The following is a 25,107-nucleotide window of genomic DNA, read 5'->3' as shown; positions in this document are numbered from 1 at the left end:
GCCCCCGCCCGGTCTGTTGCCTGTGAGGGGGTTCCGGCACGGTGGCCGGACTGTCGGGCGGTTTGCCCGGCAGCGCCGGAACATCATAATCGAATACAATCGGAGCCAAACAATTTCTCCCGGTTCGGGACCCTCCGGCGAGGCGCTTGCGCCACAGTCATGCCCCCAGACATGACGGCCGCCTGGCCCGCTCCGTCGCCAGAAATCCATCGCCCCAGGCCCCAAGGCCCCCCAGCCGCCCCACGTCCGACATCACCATGGCCACCCGTATCGTCCGCGCCGCCTGCCCCCACGATTGCCCCGACACCTGTGCGCTGCTCGTCACCGTCGAGGACGGCCGGGCCATCAAGGTGGCCGGCGACCCCGACCACCCGGCCACCCAGGGCGTGCTGTGCACCAAGGTTTCCCGCTATACGGAACGCACCTACCACCCTGACCGGCTGCTGACGCCGCTGCGCCGCGTCGGCAAGAAGGGGGAGGGCAAGTTCGAGCCGATTTCCTGGGACGAGGCGCTCGACGAGGTGGCCCGCCGCCTCGGCGCCATTGCCGCGCGCGACCCGCAGGCCATCATCCCCTACAGCTACGCCGGCACCATGGGACTGGTGCAGGGCGAAAGCATGGCCGCGCGTTTCTTCCACAAGCTCGGGGCTTCGCTGCTGGACCGGACGATCTGCGCCAGCGCGGGCGCCACGGCGCTGCGCTATACCTATGGCGCCAGCGTGGGCATGGACATGGAATACGTGGCCGATGCCAAGCTGGTGATCATCTGGGGCGGCAACCCGATCGCCTCGAACCTCCATTTCTGGACCCGCGCGCAGGAAGCCAAGCGCCGTGGCGCCACGCTGGTCGCCATCGACCCGTATCGCTCCCTGACGGCCGAGAAGTGCCACCGCCACATCGCGCCGATGCCCGGCACCGACGGCGCGCTGGCGCTGGCGATCATGCACGTGCTGATCCGCGACGATTTGCTCGATCACGACTACATCGAACGGCACACGGTCGGCTTTGCCGCGCTGCGCGAGCGGGCGATGGAATTCTCGCCGGCCCGCGCCGCCGAGATCTGCGGCGTGCCGGTGGAAGACATCGAATGGATCGCCGGCCTCTACGGCCAACTCGCGGTGCGTGAGCGCCAGCCAGTGGCCATCCGCCTGAACTACGGCATGCAGCGCGCCCACGGCGGCGGCCAGGCCGTGCGCGCGGTGGCGAGCCTGCCGTCGCTGGTCGGCGCCTGGCGTCACCCGGCGGGCGGCTTGCAGCTATCGACCTCGGGTTTCTTCCCGATCGACCACGCGGCGCTCCAGCGGCCCGACCTGCTGCCAGACTGGCCGCAGGTGCCGCGCACCGTGAACATGAGCACGATTGGCGACGCGCTGCTCGACGACGGCACGGGCGCCCAGGGCCCGAAGATCGAAGCCGTGGTGGTCTACAACAGCAACCCGGTGGCCGTGGCGCCGGAATCGGCCAAGGTGGCGGCCGGCTTCGCGCGCGAGGATTTGTTTACCGTGGTGCTCGAGCATTTCCGCACCGATACGGCCGACTACGCCGATATCGTCCTGCCGGCCACGACCCAGCTCGAGCATGTGGACGTCCACAAAGCCTACGGCCACACCTACTTCCTGGCCAACAACCAGGCCGTGGCGCCGATGGGCCAGGCGCTGCCGAATACCGAGATTTTCCGCCGGCTGGCCGCGCGCATGGGCTTCACCGAGCCGTGTTTTGCCGATAGCGACGAGGCCATCGCCGCGCAGGCCATCCTGCGCGAGGACAAGCGGGCCGAGGGCATCAGCTGGGATTCGCTGCGCGAGCAGGGTTGGCAGAAGCTGAACCTGCCGGCTGCGCCGTTCGCCGAGGGCGGCTTCCCCACGGCATCGGGCAAATGCGAGTTTTACTCCGAGGCGATGGCCCGCGACGGCCTCGATCCGGTGCCGGCCTATGTCCCGCCTTACGAGGCGCCGGCCTCGGCGCCCGAGCTGGCGGCCCGCTATCCGCTGGCGATGATCTCCCCGCCGGCTCGCAATTTCCTCAATAGCTCGTTCGTCAACGTGGACAGCCTGCGCGCCACGGAGGGCGAGCCGCACCTGGACATCCATCCGCTGGACGCCGCCGCGCGCGGCATCGTCCACGGCGCCATGGTCCGTGCCTTCAACGACCGGGGCAGCATGCTGGCCCGCGCCCGCGTGACGGACCGCGCGCGGCAGGGCCTGGTGGTGGGTTTGTCGATCTGGTGGAAGAAGCTGGCGTCGGACGGCAAGAACGCCAACGAACTGACCAGCCAGCGCCTGACTGACCTGGGCCGCGCGCCGGTCTTCTACGACTGTCTGGTCGAGGTGGCGCCCGCGCCGGCCGAGGTGGAGAGGGAGGCCGTGGCGTCATGATGCGCTGGCCGGCCCGCTGGCGCGTGGCGGGCACCCTGGTGGTGCTGGCCGTCGCGGCGCTGGCGGCCGGCTGCGACACGCTCGGCTATTACTATCAGTCGGTCGGCGGCCATCTGGGCGTGATGGCCAAGGCGGAGTCGCTCGACGACGCCATCGACGCCGCCCGCAACGCCAACGACACCCGCCTGGCCCAGCGCCTCACGCTGGCGCGGCAGATGCGCGACTACGCCTCGCGCGAGCTGAAGCTGCCGGACAACGGCAGTTATCGCCGCTACGCCAACCTGCATCGGCCCTACGTGGTGTGGAGTGTGTTCGCCACGCCGGAATTGTCGATGGAGCTGCGCAAGTGGTGCTTCCCCATCGTCGGCTGCATCACGTATCGCGGTTATTACGATCCCCAGGACGCCGAGCAGTACGCCAAGGATCTGCGCCGGGAAGGCTTCGAGGCCTACGTGGCCGGGATCCCGGCCTATTCGACGCTCGGATATTTCGACGATCCGCTACTCAATACCTTCGTCTACCAGCCCGAGGGCGAACTGGCCCGGCTGATCTTCCACGAACTGGCCCACCAGGTGGTCTACGTGCGCAACGACACCGCGTTCAACGAGTCGTTCGCCACCGCCGTGGAGACGGCCGGGGTGGAGCAATGGCTGGTGCACGCTGCCTCAGCGGACGCCCGCGCCAGCTACCAGATCTACGACAGCCGCCGGCGCGACTTCCGCGCCATGCTGCTGCGCACGCGTGACAAGCTCGTGGCGCTGTACCGCGCCCCGCTGGACGATGAGGCCAAGCGCCAGGGCAAGGCGCGGATCTTCACCGAACTGCGCGAAGACTATGCACACAAGCGCGCCGAATGGGGCAACTACAGTGGCTACGACCGCTGGTTCGACCAGCCCCTGACCAATGCCCACCTGGCCGCCGTGGCCACCTACCAGCAATGGGTGCCTGCGTTCACCGCGCTGCTGGCCAAGTCGGGCGGCGACTGGACCCGCTTCTACGCCGAGGCGCGCCGCCTGGGCGACCTTCCGCCGGCCGAGCGCGACGCAGCGCTGCGCCGGCTGGCGCCGCCGGCCACGGAGGTCACGCCACCGTCGCCGCCGCAGCCTCCGCCACCCAAGCCCCTGTCGGCACAATCCCCAGACAAAGGCGATACCGGCCGGTAGAACCCGACGCCTTCCCGCCCAATCCGTCAAGCCGCGTGTTTCCCGATGGTGGAGCGCGCGCCGCATGAGAAAATTGCCCTATGCCACCCCCCTCCAGGAAAACCGGCGCCGTGCCGCGCGCCGATGAAGCCGCCACGCTGGCCGACGACGGTCCGGCGCGCTCGCACGTTGCCGAGCGCCAGGAAGCACGCCGCCGCCAGATCCTGGATGCCGCCGCCCAGCTCTTCTATACGAAGGGCTACCCCGGCATGACCATGAACGACCTGTGCCGGGCGCTCGGCGTCACCAAGCCGGCGGTCTATTACTACTTCGCCGACAAGTACGAGATCTTCGACATCCTGTGCCGCGAGTCGGCCCAGACCTGCCTGCCGGTGATCCGCGAGACGGCCGACCCGGCGCTGCCCGTGCGCGAGCGCCTGCACGCCTGCCTGCTGGAGATGGCGCGGCGCTGCGTGCGCTGCCACGTGGCGGCGGCGCTGAGCTTCCGCGACAACCAGTACCTGAAGCCGGACACCGTGGCGTGGCTCAACACCATGGCGCGCGACTTCTATCGCGACCTCTACGTGCTGCTCGAGGAAGGGCGCGCCACCGGCGTGTTTGCCTTCGGGGATGCCCGCGTGACCGCGCATTCCATGGGCGGCGTGATCGGCTTCATGTACACCTGGCACGAGCCCGGGCGCATGGACGAGGAAACCCTCGCCCAGGAACTGGCGTCCAACATGATGAAGCTGGTGCTGCCGAGCTGAGGCCAGGCGGGGAGCTAGGGGTATTCCCTCGCCGCCACCCCTGAGTGGCGCATAATTCACGATTTCACGATTCCGGTGGGTGGAGGACTTCGTCTAACGTGTTGTCTGGCGAGGCGTGCACGTTTAGCATTCCCAAAAAATCGAACGACCATTCAGAAATTCAGGAGACGGTATGGAAAAGCTGTGGCTGAAACATTATCCGGCGGGCGTACCGGCAGAGATCGACGCCAGTCAGTTCCGTTCGCTGGCCCAGTTGCTCGAGGAATCGTTCCGTACCTACGCCGACCGTCGCGCCTTCATCTGCATGGACCGCGCCATTACCTATGGCGAGCTGGACCAGCTGTCCGCGCACTTCGCGGCGTGGCTCCAGTCACGCGGCCTGCGCCCCGGCGCACGCGTGGCCATCATGATGCCGAACGTGCTTCAGTACCCGGTGGTGCTGGCCGCCGTGCTGCGCGCCGGCTACGTGGTGGTCAACGTCAACCCGCTCTACACGCCGCGTGAACTGGAACACCAGTTGAAGGACAGCGGCGCCGAGGCCATCGTCATCCTCGAAAACTTTGCCGCCACGCTCCAGGCCGTGCTGCCGGCCACGCCGGTCAAGCACGTGGTGGTGGCCAGCATGGGCGATATGCTCGGCACCGTGAAGGGCGCCGTGGTCAATTTCGTCGTGCGCAACGTCAAGAAGATGGTGCCGGCCTGGGAGCTGCCGCACTGCGTGCGCTTCAACGACGTGCTGGCCGAGGGCGCCAAAATGACGCTCAAGCCGGTGGACACTGGCCCGGACGACATCGCCTTCCTGCAATACACGGGCGGCACCACGGGGATCTCGAAGGGCGCCACGCTGCTGCACCGGAACATTGTGTCGAACGTGTTGCAATCTGAAGCCTGGATGCAGCCCGCGCTGGCCAAGGGCGCGCCCATCGACCAGGTCATCACGATCACCGCGCTGCCGCTGTATCACATCTTCGCGCTGACGGTCTGCTGCCTGCTGGGCATGCGCAGCGGCGGCCTGAGCATCCTGATTCCGAATCCGCGTGACATCCCCGGCTTCGTCAAGGAACTCCAGAAGTACAAGTTCAACATGTTCCCGGCGGTGAACACGCTCTACAACGCGCTGCTGAACAATCCGGACATCGGCAAGGTCGATTTCTCGGGCCTGCGCGTGGCCAACGGCGGTGGCATGGCGGTGCAGGAGGCGGTGGCCAAGAACTGGCTGGCCAAGACCGGCTGCCCGGTCATCGAGGGCTACGGGCTGTCGGAGACCTCGCCGTCGGCCACCTGCAACCCCACGGACACGGACACCTTCTCGGGCACCATCGGCCTGCCGCTGCCTTCCACCGAGGTCTCGATCCGCGACGACGACGGCAACGAACTGCCGCTCGGCCAGCCGGGCGAGATCTGCCTGCGCGGCCCGCAGGTGATGGCCGGCTACTGGAATCGCCCGGACGAGACGGCCAAGGTTATGACGCCGGACGGCTTCTTCAAGACCGGCGACATCGGCATCATGGACGAGCGCGGCTACACCAAGATCGTCGATCGCAAGAAGGACATGATCCTGGTGTCGGGCTTCAACGTGTATCCGAACGAGGTGGAAGGCGTGGTCGCGGAGTGCCCGGGCGTGCTGGAAGTGGCAGCCGTCGGCGTGCCGGACCAGCATTCGGGCGAGGTGGTGAAGCTGTTCGTGGTGAAGAAGGACCCGGCGCTGTCCGAGGCCGATGTCATCGCGTTCTGCAAGGAGCGGCTGACCGGCTACAAGCGGCCAAAGTATGTCGAGTTCCGCACCGAGCTGCCCAAGACCAACGTCGGCAAGATCCTGCGCCGCGAACTGCGCGACAGCCGCAAGGCGGCCTAAGCCGCGTCGCAATCCGCTGCGATCAGCCGGGCGCCCTCAGCACTCGTTCGAGGGCGCGATCAGCGGCTGGGGCGCGCCGTCCGGATAGATCACCCGCGCGCAGGCGCCCGGGTCCAGCCCGGCCAGCGCCGGCGCGTTGACGTTCACCACGGTCCCGTCCGCGGCCTGCACCTTGTACAGGAACAGGTCGATCTGCTGCGGCGGCCGGCGGTTGAACAGCTGCGTCAGGTCGATCGAAAATCCCACCCCCACGGCGCTGCCGCCGCGCCCGCCGCCTCCACCCACGCCAGCCGCCCCCACGCCCACGCCATAGCCCGGGTAGCTGCCCCCATCGGGCACCTCCACACGGGTCAGGTACGTTCGCTCGATCACGCGGCCCAGCTTGACCGTGGCATTCATCGGCGCCACCTGCGGGGCGGCTGGCGGCGTCTGGGCACAGCCAGACAGGCCAGCCATCACAGCGGCCGTGGCGAGGGTCAGGATCGGGCGGAACAGGGTTTTCATGGCATCTCAGCCGGCAAGGCTGGTCTTGAGCCGGCCCAGCAGGCGGAACAGCGCGCGGCGGTCCGTCTCGGCCAGTCCGGAAAACAGGTGTTCCACCCAGCTCTCGTGCGCGCGGGCCATGCGCGAGAATGCCTCGCGGCCGGCGGGGGTCAGGCGGATCAGGTAGGCGCGGCGGTCCGTGGGCAACGCCTCGCGCGTGACCAGGCCCTCTTGCTGGAGCTGGTCGGTGATGCCGGTAACGTTGCCGCCGGTCACCATCATCCGGCGGGACAACTCGCCCATCTTGAGGCCCTCGGGGTGGCGGTCGAGCTGGGACATCAGGTCGAAGCGCGGCAGCGTCACCGCGAACTCCTGGCGCAACCGCGAGCGGATGTCGCCCTCCACGAGGTTGGTGCAGGTCAGCAGGCGCAGCCAGAGGCGCAAGGCCTCGTGGCTGGTCTCGCCGACGCGGGTCTCGAGATCTACCGGCGCAAGGTCGGCACTCGGGGGCGCCGCGTTGGCTGTGGGCGAAGTGGGCATTGCGATACCAGGGCAGGCAAAACGTTTGATACCTCAAGTATATGCGCTGGTCCGGTGCAATGCCCCGGAGATCCGCGTTCTGGATCGACGTCCTTAATCGACCTTGGCGCCCGAGTCCTTCACCACCTTCGCCCATTTGGCCGTCTCGGCCCGGATGAACGCCGCGAACTGCTCCGGCGTGTTGCCGACCGGATCGGCGCCCTGGGCCAGCATGCGCTCCCGCACGGCCGGCGTGGCCAGGCTCTTGGCCACTTCCTGCTGAATGCGATGGACGATGTCGGTCGGCGTGCCCGCCGGCGCCAGCAGGCCAAACCACGAGCTGGCCTCGAAGTTCGGCAGCTTGGCGGCGGCCGCCACGGTCGGCAGGTCGGGCAGGGCCGGCGAGGGCTTGGCGCTGGTCACCGCCAGTGCCTTCAGCTTGCCGCTCTTGATCAGTTGCATCGACGAAGGCAGGTTATCGAACATCAGCTGCATGGTGCCGCCGGACAGGTCGGTCAGCGCCGGGCCGCTGCCCCGGTACGGGAAGTGGACCATGAACGTCTTGGTCTGGGTCTTGAACAGCTCGCCGGCCAGGTGGATGGACGTGCCGTTGCCGCTCGACGCCATGTTCAGCTTGCCCGGATTGGCGCGCGCATAGCCGATCAGGTCATTGACGCTGTTGATCTTGTTCTGCTGCGCGAAGGCCGGGTTCACCACCAGCACGTTCGGCACCGACGCCACCTCGGTGATCGGCACGAAATCCTTGATCGGATCGAACGGCAGCTTGGCGTAGAGCGACTGGTTGATGCCGTGCGTGCCGACGGTGCCCATCAGCAGGGTGTAGCCGTCCGAGGCGGACTTGGCGACGATGTCCGTGCCGATATTGCCGCCCGCGCCCGGTTTGTTGTCCACCACCACGTTCCAGCCGGGCAGCTTCGACAGCTCGGCGGCCACGGCGCGCGCGAGGATGTCGGTGGTGCCGCCGGCCGGGAATGGCACCACGAGCCGGATCGGCTTGTTCGGGTACGGATCGGCGGCAAAGGCGGTGGACGCGGGCAGGGCGAGGGAAGCCAGGGCGGTGGACAGCAGCAGCGCAAGGGCGCGCCGGCGGGGGTGGTGCATGAGGGTCTCCTGTTGGCGGCCGGCTGTCTGGTCTTCCGGTCTCGGGGCCATTCTAGTCTCGCCAGCGCCACTTCGCGGATGAGGTGAAGCCCTTACCGACTGTGCCCGGGCGTGTCACGGAAACGAAAAAAGGCGCCCGCAGGCGCCTTTCCTCCCCAATCAGATGCTTCAGGTCAGAACTTGTGGCGGATACCCAGTGCCACGCCGATCTGGCTGTTCTTGCCCTGTTGCATGAAGTAGCCGTTGGCGAAGCTCACGGCCGAGGTATCGAAGTTCAGGCCCGAGTTCTTGGCGTAGCCGGCCGTCAGGTAGACGTCGGTGCGCTTCGAGAAGTTGTAGTCGGCGACGAAGCTGACCTGCCACGGGTTGGCCGGGTTGTCCTGGACGAATGCCGACGAGGCGCGCAGCGTCTTCAGATCGTCGTAGAAGTACGCAAGCGTCAGACCCAGCGGGGCAGTGACCTGGTAGTTCAGGCCAGCCCAGAAGTAGTCGTCGCGCTGGAGCGTGTTGCCGGCGTTGTCCTCGATCATGCCGTAGCGGTAGCCCACCATCGCCTTGAACGGGCCGAATGTGTAGCTGCCGGCCGTGCCGATCTTGCGCGACTTGCCCGCCGAGCCGATCGTGGTGGCCGGACGCCATTCGTCATAGGCCACCGTCAGGCCGAACGGGCCCGAGAGGTACAGCAGGCCGGCGCCGCCGCCCGCGTTGTTGTTGAAGTTGCCGGGGGCTTCGCCAGCCCCTGCGTTGGCCAGCGGCACGGGGCCGATGGCGGCCACGCCGGTGCCGAAGCTCCAGTGCGCTTCAGCGGTGACCGGGCCGAGCACGGCGGTGTACTTGACCGTGTTGTCCGAACGGAAGTTGGTACCCAGCTGGGCCACCACCGGTTCGTAGATCGTGGCATAGCCGGTCGGCGAGAAGTTCGCGAACATGTCGAACATCGTCGTGTACTGGCGGCCGAAGGTCAGGCGGCCGAGCTTGTCGCTCTGCATACCCACGTAGGCTTGACGACCGAACAGGCGGCCGCCTTGCTGCGAGCGGCCATCGTCGAGGCCAAAACCGGATTCCAGCACGAACAGCGCCTTCAGGCCGCCACCGAGGTCTTCGGTGCCACGCAGGCCCCAACGCGAGCCGGACAGGCCGCCGCCGGTCTGCAGGCCGACGCGGCTGCCGCCACCGGGCAGTGACGGCGGGCGGCCATTCGGGCCCCACGTCGCCGGATTGGTATTGAAGCCCGGTGCCAGGTGGTTGTTATATTCGATCGGCACGTCCACGACGCCGTACAGCGTCACGCTCGTCTGGGCGTTTGCCGCGCTGGCAAACGCGCCCATCGCGGCAAGCGCGATTAGCGACTTTTTCATGCTGGGTTATCTCCACTTAAGAATTATTAGATGAAGCGCCGAAGAACCTCCTGAGCCCTCTCTCCACTCTTCTGCGCTTAACTTCCATGGAAGCTGTCGGTCACTCTAGCAAAAGCGCGCATTTTGTTGACCCTGAGGTAAACGTCTTGTCTTGTTTTCACAACTCAGGGTTTCTGGGTACGGAAAACCAGTCCAGGCGCAGCGTTCCGGGCTGCTCGCGGCTTGCCGCCGGGGGCGTGCGGATGGGCGCCGGGTACAATGCGGGGAAATCCCGAGGCGCTGCCGGCCCCGGCCTCCCCCGTTGGTGGGGGATCGGATCGGCCGCGTGAAATGCCGCTCAAACGGGTGCTTGAAGCTTGACGCATCACTGATTGACCGAAATCGACAAGACATCGCAGACATGGATACGCTGATCCGAGAATTCGACGTGGCGCTGCGCGCCATCGCGGGCGCGACCCGGGCCGGCCGGCCGAACCCGGCTGACCGCCTGGCGCCGGAGACGGATGAACTGAGCGCGGATGCACGCCGCCATGTGGCCGGGCTGATGCGCATCAACCATGTCGGCGAGGTCTGCGCCCAGGCCCTGTACCAGGCGCAGAAGATCACGGCGCGCACCGCGCCGGTGCGGGCGCAGATGGATGCCGCCGCGCGCGAGGAGGAAGACCACCTCGCCTGGTGTGCCGAGCGACTGCGCGAACTCGGCTCGCGGCCGAGCCTGCTGAACCCGGTCTGGTACGCGGGCGCGTTCGCCATCGGCTTCCTGGCCGGCCGCGCCGGTGACCGCGTGAGCCTGGGCTTCGTCGCCGAGACCGAGCGCCAGGTCGAGCATCACCTGACCGGCCACCTCGACCAGCTGCCGCCCGCCGATGGCCGCAGCCGCGCCATCCTCGAACAGATGCGCGACGACGAGATCCGCCACGGCGATGCCGCGCGCGACGCCGGCGGCCTGCCGCTGCCCGCCCCGGTACGCGCGCTGATGCGTGCCGCCTCGCGCGTGATGACCACCACCGCCTACCGCATCTGATTCCCACCGGCGGCCAGCCGGATCGGCTGCCCGCCCGGCCTGTGGAAAAGTCCCGTGAGCCCTTGTGCAATCGGGGCTCGCGGCAAAACGTTGTATCCTTCGCGACAACGCGGAACGGAATTCGCCCAGCGTTGTCGGCAGTCCCTCCCTCGGCAGTTCTCAGGTGGTTTCTCTGCTTTGCTCCCTAAGATCTTCATTTCATTAAGGATTCACTTTCGTGGTGCGTGAAGTCAACGCGCTAAGTCTTTGTTCTGATTCAAAAAACACCGTTTTTCGCCCGATGGCGAGCCTTGACCCGCTATACCGCTTCCTCTAAAGTGGGAAATAGTGTGAGGAAGTGTATTTTTGTGTGATAAAGCGGCCTGCGTCTGCGATGATTTGAACAGACCGGACAGGATGGTTCGACCTGCCGCACGGCGCGTAAGCCGTCGGCAACCGGGGGGCATAGCTTGTTTCAGGGAGCATCGGCGCTGTCGCTCGATGCCAAGGGTCGGATGTCGATTCCGGCCAGGCACCGCGAAGCGCTGCAACAGCAGGCCGAAGGCCGGGTGACGCTGACCAAGCACCCGGATGGATGCCTGTTGCTCTTTCCCCGCCCCGAGTGGGAGACCTTCCGTAGCCGTATCGCGGCGCTGCCGATGGATGCGCACTGGTGGAAGCGGATCTTCCTGGGCAACGCCGCCGACGTGGAAATGGATGGCGCGGGCCGCGTGCTGATTGCACCGGAGCTGCGCAGTGCCGCCATGCTCGACAAGGAAGTCATGCTGCTCGGTATGGGCAGCCATTTCGAAGTCTGGGACGCCGCCACCTACGCCGCGAAGGAATCGCAGGCGATGGCACAAGGCATGCCGGACGCATTGAAGAATTTCTCTTTCTGAAGAGGTCATGAGCCCTACCGGAACGCCGGGGTCCACCACCCTGCGCCATCGCACCGTGTTGCTGGACGAGGCCGTCGAGGCGCTCGTCTGGCGGCCCGACGGCGCCTACGTGGACGGCACGTTCGGCAGGGGCGGGCACAGCCGGGCGATCCTGGCCCGGCTGGGGCCAGCCGGCACCCTCGTCGCGTTCGACAAGGATCCGGCAGCAATCGCAGAAGCGGGCACCATCGGGGATGCCCGCTTCTCCATTGAGCACGCGAGCTTTGGCGACATGGCCGGGCGGCTGGCCGACCGTGGTCCGCTGGCTGGCGTGCTGCTCGACCTGGGAATCAGCTCGCCCCAGATCGACGAGGCGGCGAGGGGGTTTTCCTTTCGTTTCGAGGGCCCGCTGGACATGCGCATGGACACCACGCGCGGCATGACTGCCGCCGAGTGGCTTGCACAGGCGGACGAGCAAGACATTGCCAGGGTGATACGAGACTATGGGGAAGAACGGTTTGCTGTACAGATTGCAAAGGCGATTGTTGCTCGCCGGAGCGAACCCGGCGATGGCGGAGCACTCGCCACTACTTCAGACCTTGCCGCGCTCGTGGCGAAAGCCGTCAAAACACGCGAGAAGGGTCAGGACCCTGCGACCCGCACCTTTCAAGCTCTACGGATTCACATCAATCAAGAGCTTGCGGACCTCGAGGCCGGGCTGAAGGCGGCTTACGAGCTGTTGCAGGTGGGGGGCCGCCTCGTGGTGATCAGTTTCCATTCGCTCGAGGACCGCATCGTCAAGCGGTTCATGCAGGCGCACGCGCGTCCGCAGCAGGACGCTGATCCCGCGCTGCGCCGCGCGCCGCTGCGCGCCGCCGACCTGCCGCAGCCTACGCTCAAGCTGCTGGGCCGCTTCAAGCCCGGCGCCGATGAGGTGGCCGAGAACCCGCGCGCCCGCTCCGCCGTGATGCGCGTGGCCGAAAAGCTGCCGGAGGCCCGCCCGGCATGAATCGCCTCACCTTCTTCCTCCTGGCTGCCCTCCTGCTCTGCGCGCTGTCCCTGGTCAGCGCGCAGCACCAGGCACGCACGCTGTTCGTGGCGCTGGAGCGCGCGCAGTCCGAGGAGAAGCAGCTCGATATCGACTGGTCGCGCCTGCAGTACCAGCAGAGCGCGCTCGGCAAGAGCGCGCGCATTGCCGATGCCGCGCGCACCCAGCTCAAGATGGCGCCGGCGCTGGCCGGCCGTACCCAATACCTGCAGGGCGTGGTGCTACCCAACACGCCGCCGGATGCCGAGCAACCGGCCGAAAAACCCGCCGCCGGGGGAGCCGCCAAATGAGCATGGCCCGCCCCTCGCTAAACCGCGCCCGCACTGGCCGCCAGGCGGCTGGTGGCGCCGCACGCCCGCGTACCGGCCAGTTCTCGGCCAGCCCGGTGCTGGGCCTGCGCCTGCCGATGTGGCGCTCCAAGCTGGTGGTGTTCCTGATGTTCGCGGCGTTCGCCGCGCTGGCCGCCCGCGCGCTGTGGATCCAGGGCCCCGGCAACCAGTTCTATGAGGCCGAGGGCAAGAAGCGCTTCCAGCGCACGCTCGAGCTGCCCGCCACGCGCGGCAAGATCCTGGACCGCAACGGGCTGGTGCTGGCCACCAGCCTGCCGGTCAAGGCGATCTGGGCTGTGCCCGAGGACGTCTCCAGCGACATCGAGCCGCAGCGCATCCGCCAGCTGGCGAAGCTGCTGGAGATGTCCGAGAAGGAACTCAAGGCCAAGCTGTCCGAGGACAAGAGCTTCGTCTACCTGAAGCGGCAGGTGCTGCCCGACGCCGCCGACAAGATCGCCGCGCTCAAGATCGAGGGCGTGCACCAGACGCGCGAGTACAAGCGGTTCTACCCGGAAGGCGAGGCGATGGCGCACATCGTCGGCTTCACCAACGTCGAGGACAAGGGCCAGGAAGGCGTGGAACTGGCGCGCGAAGGCGTGCTGGCCGGCCGCTCGGGCGCGCGCCAGGTCATCAAGGACCGGCTCGGCCGGGTGGTGGAGGACGTCGGCATCCTCAAGACCCCGCGCGACGGCGAGGACATGCAGTTGTCCATCGACGCCAAGATCCAGTACCTGGCCTACAACGAGGTCAAGGCCGTGGCCGAGCGCAGCAAGGCCAAGGCGGCCAGCGCCGTGGTGCTGGACGCCCAGACCGGCGAGGTGCTGGCGCTGGCGAACTGGCCCACCTACAACCCGAACGACCGCACCCGCCTCTCCGGCGAGCAGCTGCGCAACCGGGTGCTGACCGATACCTTCGAGCCCGGCTCGATGATGAAGCCGATCTCGATCGGGCTGGCGCTGCAGCTGGGCCGCGTCACGCCGTCCACGGTGGTGGCCACCACGGGCAAGTACCAGTTCGAGGGCGCCACGATCAGCGACACCCACAACTACGGCGCGCTGACGGTGTCGGGCGTGATCCAGAAGTCGAGCAACATCGGCACGACCAAGATCGCGATGCTGATGAAGCCGCAGGAAATGTGGGATATGTATACCAGTCTCGGCCTGGGGCAGGCGCCGAAGATCGGCTTCCCGGGCGCCGTGGCCGGCCGCGTGCGGCCCTGGAAGAGCTGGCGCCCGATCGAACAGGCGACGATGTCGTACGGCTACGGCCTGTCGGTGTCGCTGTTCCAGGTGGCGCACGCCTACACGATCTTCGCCCATGACGGCGAGCTGATCCCGGTATCGATCTTCAAGACCAACGGCCCGGCGACCGGCGAGCGCATCCTCAAGCCGCAGGTGGCGCGCGACGTGCGCGGCATGCTGGAAACCGTGACCGCGCCGGGCGGCACCGCGCCCGAAGCCCAGGTGATGGGCTATCGCGTGGGCGGCAAGACCGGCACGGCATACAAGCACGTGGGCCGCGGCTACGACCGCAGCAAGTACCGCGCGTCGTTCATCGGCCTGGCGCCGATGTCCAACCCGCGCGTGATCGTGGCGGTCAGCGTGGACGAGCCGACCGTCGGCAGCCACTACGGCGGCGCGGTGGCCGGTCCGGTCTTCGCGGCGATCACCGGCGGGGCATTGCGGGCGCTGAACGTGCAGCCCGATTCGCCGATCCGCCAGCTAATGGTGACGGACAAGGTGCAGGAGAGCGAGCCATGGGCCACGACGCCATGACGGCCAAGCCGCTGCTCCCCCTCGAAGTCTCCGCCCAGGCCAGCAACGCGCTGGCCTGGCTGCGTACGCACGCACCCGCCACGGCCCGCCTCACCGGCGATACGCGCCGCCTGCAGCCCGGCGATGTGTTCTTCGCCTACGTGCTCGGTAACGAACGGCTGGCCACGGATGGCCGGCCCCATATCGACAAGGCTATCGCCGCCGGCGCGTCGGCCATCGTCTATGAAGCCGATGGCTACGCCTGGACGCATGGCGATGCCGTGCCGCATCTGGCCGTCTCCCAATTGCACGAACTGGCCGGCCCGATTGCCGCCGGCTGGCATGGCGTGGCCGCGCGCGGCCTGACCGTGACCGGCATCACCGGGACCAACGGCAAAACCTCGTGTGCGCAATGGCTGGCCCGCCTGCTGCAGGCCACTGGCACGCGTTGCGCGACCATCGGCACGCTCGGCACTGGCTTCCCCGATGCCCTGCAGGCCACCGGCTTCACCACGCCGGACGCCGTCCAGCTTCAGGCCAGCCTGGCCGACCTCCACGACGCCGGCGCGCGCGCCATCGCCATGGAGGTGTCGTCGCACGGCCTGGAACAGGGCCGCGTGGCCGGCACCGGGTTTGCCGTGGCCGTGCTGACCAACCTGACGCAGGACCACCTGGACTACCACGGCACCATGGCCGAGTACGAGGCCGCCAAGGCGAGCCTGTTCCAGTGGGAGGGCCTGCGCGCCGCCGTGATCAACCGCGATGACGCGATGGGCCGCCGCCTGCTGGCCAGCAACGCCGCTGCCGTGGCCGCGCCGCAGGTGATCGAATATGGGATCGACGGCGCCGCCGGCGCCTCGGCCGCCCGTGGCCAGTGGCTGCGCGCCACCGGCGTGCGCGCCACGGCCAGCGGCACCGCCTTCCACGTCGACGGCAGCTTCGGCAGCGCCGACGTGACCACGCCGATGATCGGCAATTTCAATGTCAGCAACCTGCTGGCCGTGCTCGGTGCCGCGCTGGCGCAGGGCGTGGCGTGGGATGCCGCGCTCGCCGCGCTGCGCAGCCTGACGCCGGTGGATGGCCGCATGGAGCTGTTCGGCGGGCAGGACGCCCCGCTGGCCGTGGTCGACTACGCCCACACGCCGGACGCGCTCGCGCAGACACTGGCCGCGCTGCGCCCGGTGGCGCAGGCCCGTCAGGGCCGGCTCTGGTGCGTATTCGGCTGCGGTGGCGACCGCGATGCCACCAAGCGCCCGCTGATGGGCGGCGTGGCCGAGCGTCTTGCCGACGACATCATCCTGACCAGCGACAACCCGCGCAGCGAAGATCCGCGCGACATCCTCGAAGCCATCGCCGACGGCATGCAGGACCGTGCCCGCGCCCGGCTGGTCGAGGATCGCGCCGCCGCCATCCTCTATGCCATCAAGCACGCGGCCACGGCCGATGTGGTGCTGGTGGCCGGCAAGGGCCACGAGGCCACGCAGGAGATCCAGGGCAAGAAGCGCCCGTTCTCCGATCGCGAGCACGTACGCCTGACGCTGGGCACGCGGGGGGTGTCGGCATGAACCAGACCACGATGACCAATTTGCAGCAAGCCGCCGGCTGGATGGCCGGCGCCCGCGTGGTGGGTGATGCCTCGCGCACGTTCACGCGCGTGCATACCGACAGCCGTACCGTGGCGCCCGGCGACCTGTTCGTCGCGCTCCAGGGCGAGCGCTTCGACGCCCATGATTTCCTGGCCGATGTGGTCGCGCGTGGCGCGGCTGCCGTGCTGGTGAGCCGCGAGACCGGCCTCGATGTGCCGGCCATCGTGGTCCCGGACACGCGCATCGGCCTGGGTGAACTCGGCGCCGGCTGGCGCCGCCAGTTCACGCTGCCCACGGTGGCCGTGACCGGCAGCAACGGCAAGACCACGGTCAAGGAAATGATCGCGGCGATCTTCGCCGCCGCCGTGGGCGAGCCGGACCGGCTGGCCACGGGGGGCAATCTGAACAACGACATCGGCCTGCCGCTGACGGTGTTGCGCCTGCGCGCGCACCACAAGCTGGCGGTGCTGGAACTCGGCATGAACCATCCGGGCGAGACGGTCTATCTGGCCGGTATCGCCCAGCCGACCGTGGCCGTCATCACCAACGCCCAGCGCGAGCACCAGGAGTTCATGGTCAGCGTGGAGGCGGTGGCGCACGAGCACGCCAGCGCGCTGGCCGCGCTGCCGGCCGATGGCGTGGCCGTGTTCCCGGTGGATGCCGAGAGCGGGGGGGCGCATGCGCAGATCTGGCGCCAGGCGGCTGCCGGACGGCGCGTGATGGCGTTCGGGACCGATGCGTCGGCCGACGTGCGCGCCACGGTGTCGCTCGATGACGGCGTGCAGGTGCTCCATGTGACCGCGCCCGGCCAGACGTTCGACCTGCGCCTGCAACTGCTGGGCGCCCATAACGTGCGCAACGCGCTGGCCGCCACGGCCTGCGCGCTGGCGGCGGGCGTGGACGTGGCCGCCATCCAGGCTGGCATCGCCGGTTTCACGGCCGTGAAGGGCCGCCTGCAGGTCAAGCACACGGCGGCCGGCACGGTCCTGATCGACGACACCTACAACGCCAATCCGGACTCCATGCGCGCCGCCATCGACGTGCTGGCCGGGTTTGCCGCGCCGCGCCTGCTGGTGCTGGGCGACATGGGCGAAGTCGGCAACCAGGGCCCGGCGTTCCATACCGAAATTGGCGACTACGCGCGCACGCGCGGCATCGAGGCGCTCTGGGCCACGGGCCAGCTGGCGCCGCACGCGGTGCAGGCCTACGGGCCGGCGGGCCGCCATTTCGACAAGGCGGAAGACCTGGCGCAGGCGCTGGGCGAAGACAAGGAGGGCACGGTAGCCGGGGCATCGGCCGTGCTGGTGAAGGGATCGCGCTTCATGCGCATGGAACGGATGGTCGATGCGCTGGTCGCAACACCTTCCGCTCACTAACTGAAGACACACGATGTTATTGGCTCTGGCCCAGTGGCTGCAAAACGATTACAGCTTCCTGCGGGTCGTCAACTACCTGACTTTCCGCGCGGTGGCGGCCAACCTCACCGCGCTGGTGATCGGCCTCGGCTTCGGGCCGTGGGTAATCCGTCGCCTGACCGAACTGAAGATCGGCCAGGCCGTGCGCACGATCGGCCCGCAGACCCACCTCGTGAAGTCGGGCACGCCGACCATGGGCGGGGTGCTGGTGCTGCTCTCGATCGGCATTTCCACGCTGCTCTGGTGCGACTGGGGCAACCGCTTCATCTGGGTGGTGCTGCTGGTAACGGTGGGCTACGGCGCCATCGGCTGGGTCGATGACTACCGCAAGGTGGTGTATCGCGACCCGCGCGGCATGTCCAGCCGCGAGAAGTTCTTCTGGCAGACGCTGATCGGGCTGGTGGCGGCGGTCTACCTGGCGTTCTCGGTTTCCGAGGCCAGCAATGTGCGCGTGTGGAGCCTGTTCCTGAGCTGGATCGAGGGTGGCATGTGGGCCGATGTGCCGTACAAGACCAACCTGATCGTGCCCTTCTTCAAGGAAGTGAGCTACCCGCTGGGCGTGATGGGCTTCATCGTGCTGACCTACCTCGTGATCGTCGGCTCGAGCAACGCCGTGAACCTGACCGATGGCCTCGACGGCCTGGTGATCATGCCGGTGGTGCTGGTGGGCGGTGGCCTGGGCGTGTTTGCCTACGTGATGGGTAACACGGTCTACAGCAAGTACCTGCTGTTCCCGCACATCCCGGGCGCCGGCGAGCTGCTGATCTTCTGCTCGGCGATGGCCGGGGCGGGGCTGGCGTTCCTCTGGTTCAACGCGCATCCGGCCAAGGTGTTCATGGGCGACGTGGGCGCGCTGGCGCTGGGCGGCGCGCTCGGCACCATCGCCGTGATCGTGCGGCAGGAAATCGTGCTGTTCGTGATGGGCGGCATCTTCGTGGTGGAAACGGTGTCGGTGATGCTCCAGGTGACCTGGTTCAAGTTCACCAAGCGCCGATACGGCGAGGGCCGGCGGCTGTTCCGCATGGCGCCGCTGCACCACCATTTCGAGCTGAGCGGCTGGAAGGAAACGCAGGTCACCGTGCGGTTCTGGATTATCACGATGCTGCTGGTGCTGATCGGGCTGTCGACGCTGAAGCTGCGTTGACCGGATCCACTCTCTAATTAGTAAGGCGGGAAATCGAAGTGTTTGGCGTGTTGCAGAAACCTCATGTGCTGGTACTGGGCCTCGGCGAGTCGGGGCTGGCCATGTCACGCTGGTGCGGCCTGAACGGCTGCCGCGTGCGTGTGGCCGACACACGCGAGGCGCCCGCCAACCTGGCCTTCCTGCAGGCCGAGCTGACCACGGCCGAATTTGTTGCCGGTCCGTTTGCCGCGAACGTGGATGGCCTGCTGGACGACATCGGCCTCGTGGCGATCAGCCCGGGCCTGTCGCCGCTGGAAGCGGGCACGAAGGCCGTGCTCGACGCCGCCGCCGCGCGTGGCATCCCAGTCTGGGGCGAGATCGAATTGTTCGCCCAGGCGCTCGGCTATCTGGAAGGCGTGTCCGGCTACGCGCCGCGCGTGCTGGCCATCACCGGCACGAACGGCAAGACCACCACCACGGCGCTGACCGGAAGGTTGGTCGAGCGCGCCGGCAAGACCGTGGCCGTGGCGGGCAATATCAGCCCGTCCGCGCTGGACAAGCTGTCGGCCTGCATCGCCAGCGCCATGCTGCCGGACGTCTGGGTGCTCGAACTGTCGAGCTTCCAGCTGGAAACCACCCACACGCTGGCGCCGCACGCGGCCACCGTGCTCAACATCTCGCAAGACCACCTCGACTGGCACGGCAGCATGGAAGCCTATGCCGCATCCAAGGCGCGCATCTTCGGGCCGGCCGACAAGGCGTGCGTGCAGGTGTTGAACCGCAATGACCCCATGACGATGGCCATGGCGCGCGCCGGTACGGCGCTCGTCACTTCGGGTGCGCCGCTGGTCACCTTCGGCACCGATCTGCCCGAGACGGCTGGCAGCTACGGCGTGCTGCGCGAGGGCGGCATGCCCTGGCTGGTGCTGGCCGAACCGGACACCGAGGCCGACGCCGAGCCGAAGCCGCGCCGCCGCAAGGGGGCGCAGGTCGTCGAGGAAGCCGTGCCGGTGCGCCACAAGCGCCTGATGCCGGCCGACGCGCTGCACATCCGCGGCATGCACAACGCCACCAACGCCATGGCCGCGCTGGCGCTGTGCCGTGCCATCGACCTGCCGATGAACGCGCTGCTGCACGGCCTGCGCGAGTATCGCGGCGAGCCGCACCGCGTGGAATGGGTGGCGACGATCGACGAGGTCGAGTATTTCGACGACAGCAAGGGCACCAACGTGGGCGCCACGGTGGCCGCGCTGTCCGGGCTGGACAAGCGCGTGGTCCTGATCGCCGGCGGCGAAGGCAAGGGCCAGGATTTCTCGCCGCTGGCGCAGCCGGTGGCGCAGTACGCGCGCGCCGTGGTGCTGATCGGCAAGGACGCCGGCGAGCTGCGCGCCGCGCTGGCTGACACCGGCACGCAGCTGGTGGACGCCGCCACGCTCGAGGAAGCGGTCGAGAAATCGTCCCATCTGGCCGAGAACGGCGACGTGGTGCTGCTCTCGCCCGCGTGCGCCAGTCTCGACATGTTCCGCAACTACGTGCATCGCGCCGAGGTGTTCCGTGGCGCGGTGGAAGAACTGGCCCTGTCCCGGGGGATCCTGCCATGAGCGACTCGCAGGTCAAGCGCAGCGGTTTCATCGGCGCCACCATCGGCAATGCCTGGGGTGGGCTGCGCGACGCCGTGTCCGGCGTCAAGCCCACGCGCTCCCGCATGATGGAGTACGACCAGCCGCTGCTCTGGGTGGCCATCGTGCTGCTGACGCTCGGGCTGGTGATGGTCTACTCGGCGTCCATCGCGCTGCCTGACTCGCCGCGCTACGCCAACTACCGCGAGAGCCACTTCCTGGTGCGCCACGCGTTCGCGCTGTTCATCGGGCTGTCGGCGGGGCTGGTGGCGTTCCAGATACCGGTCAAGGTCTGGGATAAATACGCGCCCAAGCTGTTCATCATCGCGCTGGTGCTGCTGGTGCTCGTGCTGGTGCCGTTCGTCGGCAAGGGCGTGAACGGCGCGCGGCGCTGGATTCCGCTCGGCGTGATGAATTTCCAGCCGTCGGAGCTGATGAAGCTGGCCGTGGTGCTGTACGCGGCCAACTACACGGTGCGCAAGCAGGAATGGATGCAGACCGTGTCCAAGGGCTTCCTGCCGATGGGCGTGGCCGTGGTGCTGGTGGGCATGCTGCTGCTGCTCGAGCCGGACATGGGCGCGTTCCTGGTGATCGCGGCCGTGGCGATGGGCATCCTGTTCCTCGGCGGCATCAACGGCAAGCTGTTCGCCGGGCTGGTCGGGGTGGCGATCGGCGCGTTCGCGCTGCTGATCACGGCCTCGCCATGGCGCCGCGAGCGGATTTTTGCCTATCTGAGCCCGTGGGAAGAGAGCAACGCGCTGGGCAAGGCGTACCAGCTCACGCACTCGCTGATCGCGTTCGGCCGGGGCGAGTGGACCGGGGTGGGCCTGGGCGGCAGCATCGAGAAGCTGCACTACCTGCCCGAAGCGCATACCGACTTCATCCTGGCCGTGATCGGCGAGGAATTCGGCTTTATCGGCGTGCTGGTGATGATCGTGCTGTTCTACTGGCTCGTGCGCCGCGCCTTCGACATCGGCCGCACGGCGCTCCAGCTCGACCGGACCTTCGCCGGGCTGGTCGCCAAGGGCATCGGCGTGTGGCTCGGCTGGCAGACCTTCATCAACATGGGCGTGAACCTGGGCCTGCTGCCGACCAAGGGGCTGACGCTGCCGCTGGTCAGCTATGGCGGCTCGGGCATCCTGATGAACTGCATCGGGCTGGCGATCGTGTTGCGGATCGACTACGAAAATCGGGTCTTGATGCGCGGAGGGAAGGTATGAGCGATCCGCGCACGCTGCTCGTGATGGCTGGCGGCACCGGGGGCCACGTGTTCCCGGGGCTGGCGGTCGCGCACGCGCTGCGCGACGCCGGCTGGCGCGTGGTCTGGCTCGGCAACCGTACCGGCATGGAAGCCACGCTGGTGCCGAAGCACGATATCCCGATGGAATTCATCCAGTTCGGCGGGCTGCGCGGCAAGGGGCTGATCACCAAGCTGCTGCTGCCGCTGAACCTGCTGCGCGCGTTCTGGCAGAGCATCGGCGCGTTGCGCCGGGTGCGCCCGGACGTGGTGCTGGGCATGGGTGGCTACATCACCTTCCCGGCCGGGATGATGGCATCGCTGCTGGGCCGCCCGCTGGTGCTGCACGAGCAGAACTCGATTGCCGGCCTGACCAACAAGGTGCTGGCCAAGGTGGCCGACCGGGTGCTCTGCGCGTTCCCGGACGCGCTGCCGAACAGCGAGTGGACCGGCAACCCGGTGCGCGAGGAACTGGCGAGCCTGCCGGCGCCCGAGGCGCGCTACGACCATCGCACCGGCCCGCTGCGGGTGCTGGTGGTGGGCGGCAGCCTGGGCGCGGCGGCGCTGAACGACGTGGTGCCGAAGGCCATCGCGCTGCTGCCCGAGGGCCAGCGCCCGGTGGTGCGGCATCAGGCCGGCGCCAAGCAGATCGACATATTGCGCGCCAACTACGCCGCAGCCGGCGTGGCGGGCGACACCGTGCCGTTCATCGACGACATGGCGGCGGCCTATGCCGACGCCGATCTGGTCATCTGCCGCGCGGGCGCGATGACGGTTTCCGAAGTGGCCGCCGCCGGTGTGGCGGCCCTGTTCGTGCCGTTTCCGCACGCGGTGGACGACCACCAGACCACCAACGCGAAGTTCCTGTCGAAGCAGGGCGCCGCGTTGCTGGTGCAACAGAACGTATTGACCGCGGAGGGGCTGGCGCAGACGCTGGCCAGCCTGTCGCGGCCACAACTGAAAGACATGGCGCGCCTGGCGCGCGGCCTGGCCAAACCTGAGGCAACCCGGCGCGTCGCCGAGATTTGCCAAGAGATGGCGGGCCACTGACCTATACGAATCAATGAAGCACATCGTTAAAAACATCCACTTCGTAGGCATCGGGGGCGCCGGCATGAGCGGCATCGCCGAGGTCCTGCTGAACCTGGGCTACAAGGTCTCGGGCTCGGACGTGGGCAGCAACGCCGCCACGCGGCGGCTGGCCACGCTGGGCGCGCGCGTCTTCCATGGCCACGACGCCGGCCATGTGGAAGGCGCCAATGCCGTCGTGGTCTCGACGGCGGTCACCAATGACAACCCCGAGGTGCTGGCCGCCCGGGCGCGCCGCATCCCCGTGGTGCCGCGCGCGATCATGCTGGCCGAACTGATGCGCCTGAAGCAGGGCATCGCCATTGCCGGCACGCACGGCAAGACCACCACCACGAGCCTCGTGGCGTCGGTGCTGGCCGAGGGCGGGCTCGACCCGACCTTCGTGATCGGCGGCCGGCTGAACTCGGCGGGCGCCAACGCGCGGCTGGGCACGGGCGATTTCATCGTGGCCGAGGCGGACGAGTCGGACGCCTCGTTCCTGAACCTGTTCCCGGTGATGGAAGTCATCACCAACATCGATGCGGACCACATGGACACCTACGGGCACGATTTCGCCCGGCTCAAGCAGGCGTTCGTGGAGTTCACCCAGCGGCTGCCGTTCTACGGCATCGCGGTGCTGTGCGTCGATGACCCGAATGTGCGCGAGATCCTGCCGTTCGTCTCGAAGCCGGTGGTGCGCTACGGCTTTGCCGAAGACGCCCAGATCCGCGCGGTCAACGCCCGCCCGGTGGACGGCCAGATGCATTTCACGGTCCATCGGCAGCTCAACGGCCATGCCGAGCCGCCGCTCGACGTGGTGCTGAACCTCCCCGGCCTGCACAACGTGCAGAACGCGCTGGCCGCCATCGCCATCGCCACCGAGCTGGAGGTGCCGGACGCCGCCATCGTCAAGGCGCTGCGCGAGTTCCACGGCGTGGGCCGCCGCTTTCAGCGCTATGGCGAGGTGGCCACGGCCGACGGGCAGGGCACCTTCACGCTGGTGGACGACTACGGTCACCACCCGGTGGAGATGGCCGCCACGCTGGCCGCCGCGCGCGGGGCCTTCCCGGGCCGCCGCCTTGTGCTGGCGTTCCAGCCGCACCGCTTCACGCGGACGCGCGACTGTTTCGAAGATTTCGTGAAGGTGCTCGGCACCGTGGACGCGCTGCTGCTGGCCGAGGTCTACGCCGCCGGCGAGTCGCCCATCGTGGCTGCCGACGGCCGGGCGATGACCCGCGCGCTGCGCGTGGCCAACAAGGTGGAGCCGGTCTTCGTCGAGCAGATCGAGGACATGCCGCAGGCCATCCTGACCGCCGTCCAGCCGGGCGACGTGGTCGTGACCATGGGCGCCGGCACGATCGGCACGGTGCCCGGCCAGCTCGTATCGCAACAAGTTACCCAAGTTAGTCCGGCAGGAGGCCAGGCATGAGCTTCGTCGCCCATCCCAATATCGACCCGAAATCGCTGGGCAAGGTTGGCGTGCTGCTGGGCGGCCGTTCGGCCGAACGCGAGGTGTCGCTGATGTCCGGCAACGGCGTGCTGGCGGCGCTGCGCGCGCGCGGCGTGGATGCCCACCCGTTCGACCCGGCCCTGCAACCGGTGGCCGAACTGGCTGCCGCCGGCTTCGACCGCGTCTTTATCGCGCTGCATGGCCGCTACGGCGAGGACGGCACGATTCAGGGCATGCTCGAGATGCTGGGCATTCCGTACACCGGCAGTGGCGTGCTGGCGTCCGCGCTGGCCATGGACAAGCCGGCCACCAAGCGGCTCTGGATGTCCCACGGCCTGCCCACGCCGCGCTTTGCGGTGCTGCGCCCCGATACCGATTTCAACGCCGTGGTGGCGGATCTCGGCCTGCCGCTGATCGTCAAGCCGGCCCGCGAAGGGTCGTCGATCGGCCTGACCAGGGTCACGGATACCAGCCAGATGCGCGAGGCTTTCGAGAAGGCGGCGGTGCTGGATGACGACGTGCTGGCCGAGAGTTTTATCGACGGCGCGGAGTTGACTTGCCCCATCGTGGGCGAGGGCGCGACCGCCGAAGCGCTGCCGGTCATCAAGATTGTTGCGCCCGAGTCGAACTACGACTATCAAAATAAGTACTTTACTGACGTTACCCAATATCTGTGCCCCTCGACCTTGCCTGAGGCGCTCGAGAACGAGGTGCGCGCCCTGGCCGTAGAAGCGTTCCGTGTGCTCGGCTGCCGTGGCTGGGCCCGCGCCGACGTAATGCTGACCCGCGACAGCAAGCCCTACCTGCTGGAAATGAACACGTCCCCCGGCATGACCGGCCACTCGCTGGTGCCGATGGCGGCGCGCGCGGTGGGCATCAGCTATGAGGACTTCGTGATCCAGGTGGTGGCGCAGGCCACGCTGGACCTGCATCCGAACGAGCACTGGAAGCCCTGATAACCGTAATTCGACGAAAA

Annotated in this window: 21 protein-coding genes; 17 read left to right on the top strand and 4 right to left on the bottom strand. The window is 67.9% G+C overall.

The genetic code is table 11. The annotated features are described in order from the left end of the window. The first annotated feature begins 257 nt into the window (after window positions 1–257). The 4 genes from AC1EJR_RS16155 (at window position 258) to AC1EJR_RS16140 (ending at window position 6,139) form a co-directional block, all read left to right on the top strand. Window positions 258–2,375 carry a molybdopterin-containing oxidoreductase family protein gene (locus AC1EJR_RS16155; protein ID WP_441592186.1) on the top strand — a complete coding sequence of 706 codons (2,118 nt, stop codon included), beginning with the start codon at window positions 258–260 and terminating at the stop codon, window positions 2,373–2,375. Then, on the top strand, window positions 2,372–3,538 hold the full coding sequence (locus AC1EJR_RS16150) for an aminopeptidase (protein ID WP_477113396.1): 1,167 nt from the start codon (window positions 2,372–2,374) through the stop codon (window positions 3,536–3,538). The genes AC1EJR_RS16155 and AC1EJR_RS16150 overlap by 4 nt, the downstream gene beginning before the upstream one ends. An 80-nt stretch (window positions 3,539–3,618) precedes the next feature. Beyond that, the gene (locus AC1EJR_RS16145; protein WP_092298513.1) at window positions 3,619–4,284 is read left to right on the top strand and encodes a TetR/AcrR family transcriptional regulator; all 666 of its coding nucleotides are present in this window, start codon (window positions 3,619–3,621) and stop codon (window positions 4,282–4,284) included. Between the two features lie 172 nt (window positions 4,285–4,456). Further along, window positions 4,457–6,139: a long-chain fatty acid--CoA ligase gene (locus AC1EJR_RS16140; protein WP_092298515.1), complete on the top strand. Its 1,683-nt coding sequence runs from the start codon at window positions 4,457–4,459 to the stop codon at window positions 6,137–6,139. 36 nt (window positions 6,140–6,175) lie between these two features. Here AC1EJR_RS16140 and AC1EJR_RS16135 read toward each other — a convergent pair whose 3' ends face one another. The 4 genes from AC1EJR_RS16135 to AC1EJR_RS16120 all read right to left on the bottom strand — a co-directional run bounded on the left by AC1EJR_RS16135 (window position 6,176) and on the right by AC1EJR_RS16120 (window position 9,621). Then, a complete protein-coding gene (locus tag AC1EJR_RS16135) occupies window positions 6,176–6,643 on the bottom strand; it encodes a hypothetical protein (RefSeq protein WP_092298518.1) in 468 nt (155 codons plus the stop codon). A gap of 6 nt (window positions 6,644–6,649) precedes the next feature. Continuing rightward, the gene (locus AC1EJR_RS16130; protein WP_092298520.1) at window positions 6,650–7,162 is read right to left on the bottom strand and encodes a MarR family winged helix-turn-helix transcriptional regulator; all 513 of its coding nucleotides are present in this window, start codon (window positions 7,160–7,162) and stop codon (window positions 6,650–6,652) included. Window positions 7,163–7,255: 93 nt separating this feature from the next. Further along, window positions 7,256–8,263 carry a tripartite tricarboxylate transporter substrate binding protein gene (locus AC1EJR_RS16125; RefSeq protein WP_477113395.1) on the bottom strand — a complete coding sequence of 336 codons (1,008 nt, stop codon included), beginning with the start codon at window positions 8,261–8,263 and terminating at the stop codon, window positions 7,256–7,258. A 173-nt stretch (window positions 8,264–8,436) separates the two neighbouring features. Next, on the bottom strand, window positions 8,437–9,621 hold the full coding sequence (locus AC1EJR_RS16120; protein ID WP_092298524.1) for a porin: 1,185 nt from the start codon (window positions 9,619–9,621) through the stop codon (window positions 8,437–8,439). 400 nt (window positions 9,622–10,021) lie between these two features. Between AC1EJR_RS16120 and coq7 the strand changes: the two genes are divergently transcribed. From coq7 to AC1EJR_RS16055, 13 genes are all read left to right on the top strand, one after another. Then, window positions 10,022–10,645, top strand: coding sequence for a 2-polyprenyl-3-methyl-6-methoxy-1,4-benzoquinone monooxygenase (gene coq7 / locus AC1EJR_RS16115; protein ID WP_092298526.1), 624 nt, complete (start codon window positions 10,022–10,024; stop codon window positions 10,643–10,645). A gap of 449 nt (window positions 10,646–11,094) precedes the next feature. Next, window positions 11,095–11,523: a division/cell wall cluster transcriptional repressor MraZ gene (gene mraZ, locus AC1EJR_RS16110; RefSeq protein WP_092298529.1), complete on the top strand. Its 429-nt coding sequence runs from the start codon at window positions 11,095–11,097 to the stop codon at window positions 11,521–11,523. Window positions 11,524–11,530: 7 nt separating this feature from the next. Continuing rightward, complete coding sequence (gene rsmH / locus AC1EJR_RS16105) at window positions 11,531–12,511, top strand: 16S rRNA (cytosine(1402)-N(4))-methyltransferase RsmH (RefSeq protein WP_092298532.1); 981 nt, start codon at window positions 11,531–11,533, stop codon at window positions 12,509–12,511. Continuing rightward, on the top strand, window positions 12,508–12,840 hold the full coding sequence (ftsL, locus tag AC1EJR_RS16100; RefSeq protein ID WP_092298535.1) for a cell division protein FtsL: 333 nt from the start codon (window positions 12,508–12,510) through the stop codon (window positions 12,838–12,840). The genes rsmH and ftsL overlap by 4 nt, the downstream gene beginning before the upstream one ends. After that, window positions 12,837–14,654, top strand: coding sequence for a peptidoglycan D,D-transpeptidase FtsI family protein (locus tag AC1EJR_RS16095; protein WP_454757350.1), 1,818 nt, complete (start codon window positions 12,837–12,839; stop codon window positions 14,652–14,654). The genes ftsL and AC1EJR_RS16095 overlap by 4 nt, the downstream gene beginning before the upstream one ends. Next, window positions 14,651–16,198: a UDP-N-acetylmuramoyl-L-alanyl-D-glutamate--2,6-diaminopimelate ligase gene (locus AC1EJR_RS16090; RefSeq protein ID WP_441643935.1), complete on the top strand. Its 1,548-nt coding sequence runs from the start codon at window positions 14,651–14,653 to the stop codon at window positions 16,196–16,198. The genes AC1EJR_RS16095 and AC1EJR_RS16090 overlap by 4 nt, the downstream gene beginning before the upstream one ends. Then, a complete protein-coding gene (locus AC1EJR_RS16085) occupies window positions 16,195–17,595 on the top strand; it encodes a UDP-N-acetylmuramoyl-tripeptide--D-alanyl-D-alanine ligase (protein WP_477113393.1) in 1,401 nt (466 codons plus the stop codon). The genes AC1EJR_RS16090 and AC1EJR_RS16085 overlap by 4 nt, the downstream gene beginning before the upstream one ends. A gap of 13 nt (window positions 17,596–17,608) precedes the next feature. Then, window positions 17,609–18,778, top strand: coding sequence for a phospho-N-acetylmuramoyl-pentapeptide-transferase (gene mraY, locus AC1EJR_RS16080; protein ID WP_092298544.1), 1,170 nt, complete (start codon window positions 17,609–17,611; stop codon window positions 18,776–18,778). A gap of 38 nt (window positions 18,779–18,816) precedes the next feature. Next, entirely contained in the window at window positions 18,817–20,358 is a 1,542-nt protein-coding gene (murD, locus tag AC1EJR_RS16075) for a UDP-N-acetylmuramoyl-L-alanine--D-glutamate ligase (RefSeq protein WP_441643925.1), read from the top strand. Then, window positions 20,355–21,596: a putative lipid II flippase FtsW gene (gene ftsW / locus AC1EJR_RS16070; RefSeq protein ID WP_092298550.1), complete on the top strand. Its 1,242-nt coding sequence runs from the start codon at window positions 20,355–20,357 to the stop codon at window positions 21,594–21,596. Before murD ends, ftsW begins: the two co-directional genes overlap by 4 nt. Further along, on the top strand, window positions 21,593–22,663 hold the full coding sequence (gene murG, locus AC1EJR_RS16065; protein ID WP_477113391.1) for an undecaprenyldiphospho-muramoylpentapeptide beta-N-acetylglucosaminyltransferase: 1,071 nt from the start codon (window positions 21,593–21,595) through the stop codon (window positions 22,661–22,663). Before ftsW ends, murG begins: the two co-directional genes overlap by 4 nt. Window positions 22,664–22,676: 13 nt before the next feature. After that, complete coding sequence (gene murC, locus AC1EJR_RS16060; RefSeq protein ID WP_092298556.1) at window positions 22,677–24,110, top strand: UDP-N-acetylmuramate--L-alanine ligase; 1,434 nt, start codon at window positions 22,677–22,679, stop codon at window positions 24,108–24,110. Beyond that, window positions 24,107–25,087, top strand: a complete 981-nt coding sequence (locus tag AC1EJR_RS16055) for a D-alanine--D-alanine ligase (protein ID WP_477113390.1) — start codon at window positions 24,107–24,109, stop codon at window positions 25,085–25,087. Before murC ends, AC1EJR_RS16055 begins: the two co-directional genes overlap by 4 nt. Window positions 25,088–25,107: the final 20 nt, after the last annotated feature.

The sequence above is a fragment of the Cupriavidus sp. 05T42 genome, assembly GCF_056396345.1.
This window is presented reverse-complemented; position numbering and strand designations above follow the sequence as displayed.

Bases quoted from the DNA above. Each gene is read 5' to 3' on its own strand.
- AC1EJR_RS16155 (WP_441592186.1), top strand. From the start codon at position 258: ATGGCCACCCGTATCGTCCGCGCCGCCTGCCCCCACGATTGCCCCGAC.
- AC1EJR_RS16150 (WP_477113396.1), top strand. From the start codon at position 2,372: ATGATGCGCTGGCCGGCCCGCTGGCGCGTGGCGGGCACCCTGGTGGTG.
- AC1EJR_RS16145 (WP_092298513.1), top strand. From the start codon at position 3,619: ATGCCACCCCCCTCCAGGAAAACCGGCGCCGTGCCGCGCGCCGATGAA.
- AC1EJR_RS16140 (WP_092298515.1), top strand. From the start codon at position 4,457: ATGGAAAAGCTGTGGCTGAAACATTATCCGGCGGGCGTACCGGCAGAG.
- AC1EJR_RS16135 (WP_092298518.1), bottom strand. From the start codon at position 6,643: ATGAAAACCCTGTTCCGCCCGATCCTGACCCTCGCCACGGCCGCTGTG.
- AC1EJR_RS16130 (WP_092298520.1), bottom strand. From the start codon at position 7,162: ATGCCCACTTCGCCCACAGCCAACGCGGCGCCCCCGAGTGCCGACCTT.
- AC1EJR_RS16125 (WP_477113395.1), bottom strand. From the start codon at position 8,263: ATGCACCACCCCCGCCGGCGCGCCCTTGCGCTGCTGCTGTCCACCGCC.
- AC1EJR_RS16120 (WP_092298524.1), bottom strand. From the start codon at position 9,621: ATGAAAAAGTCGCTAATCGCGCTTGCCGCGATGGGCGCGTTTGCCAGC.
- coq7 (WP_092298526.1), top strand. From the start codon at position 10,022: ATGGATACGCTGATCCGAGAATTCGACGTGGCGCTGCGCGCCATCGCG.
- rsmH (WP_092298532.1), top strand. From the start codon at position 11,531: ATGAGCCCTACCGGAACGCCGGGGTCCACCACCCTGCGCCATCGCACC.
- ftsL (WP_092298535.1), top strand. From the start codon at position 12,508: ATGAATCGCCTCACCTTCTTCCTCCTGGCTGCCCTCCTGCTCTGCGCG.
- AC1EJR_RS16095 (WP_454757350.1), top strand. From the start codon at position 12,837: ATGAGCATGGCCCGCCCCTCGCTAAACCGCGCCCGCACTGGCCGCCAG.
- AC1EJR_RS16090 (WP_441643935.1), top strand. From the start codon at position 14,651: ATGACGGCCAAGCCGCTGCTCCCCCTCGAAGTCTCCGCCCAGGCCAGC.
- AC1EJR_RS16085 (WP_477113393.1), top strand. From the start codon at position 16,195: ATGAACCAGACCACGATGACCAATTTGCAGCAAGCCGCCGGCTGGATG.
- mraY (WP_092298544.1), top strand. From the start codon at position 17,609: ATGTTATTGGCTCTGGCCCAGTGGCTGCAAAACGATTACAGCTTCCTG.
- ftsW (WP_092298550.1), top strand. From the start codon at position 20,355: ATGAGCGACTCGCAGGTCAAGCGCAGCGGTTTCATCGGCGCCACCATC.
- murG (WP_477113391.1), top strand. From the start codon at position 21,593: ATGAGCGATCCGCGCACGCTGCTCGTGATGGCTGGCGGCACCGGGGGC.
- murC (WP_092298556.1), top strand. From the start codon at position 22,677: ATGAAGCACATCGTTAAAAACATCCACTTCGTAGGCATCGGGGGCGCC.
- AC1EJR_RS16055 (WP_477113390.1), top strand. From the start codon at position 24,107: ATGAGCTTCGTCGCCCATCCCAATATCGACCCGAAATCGCTGGGCAAG.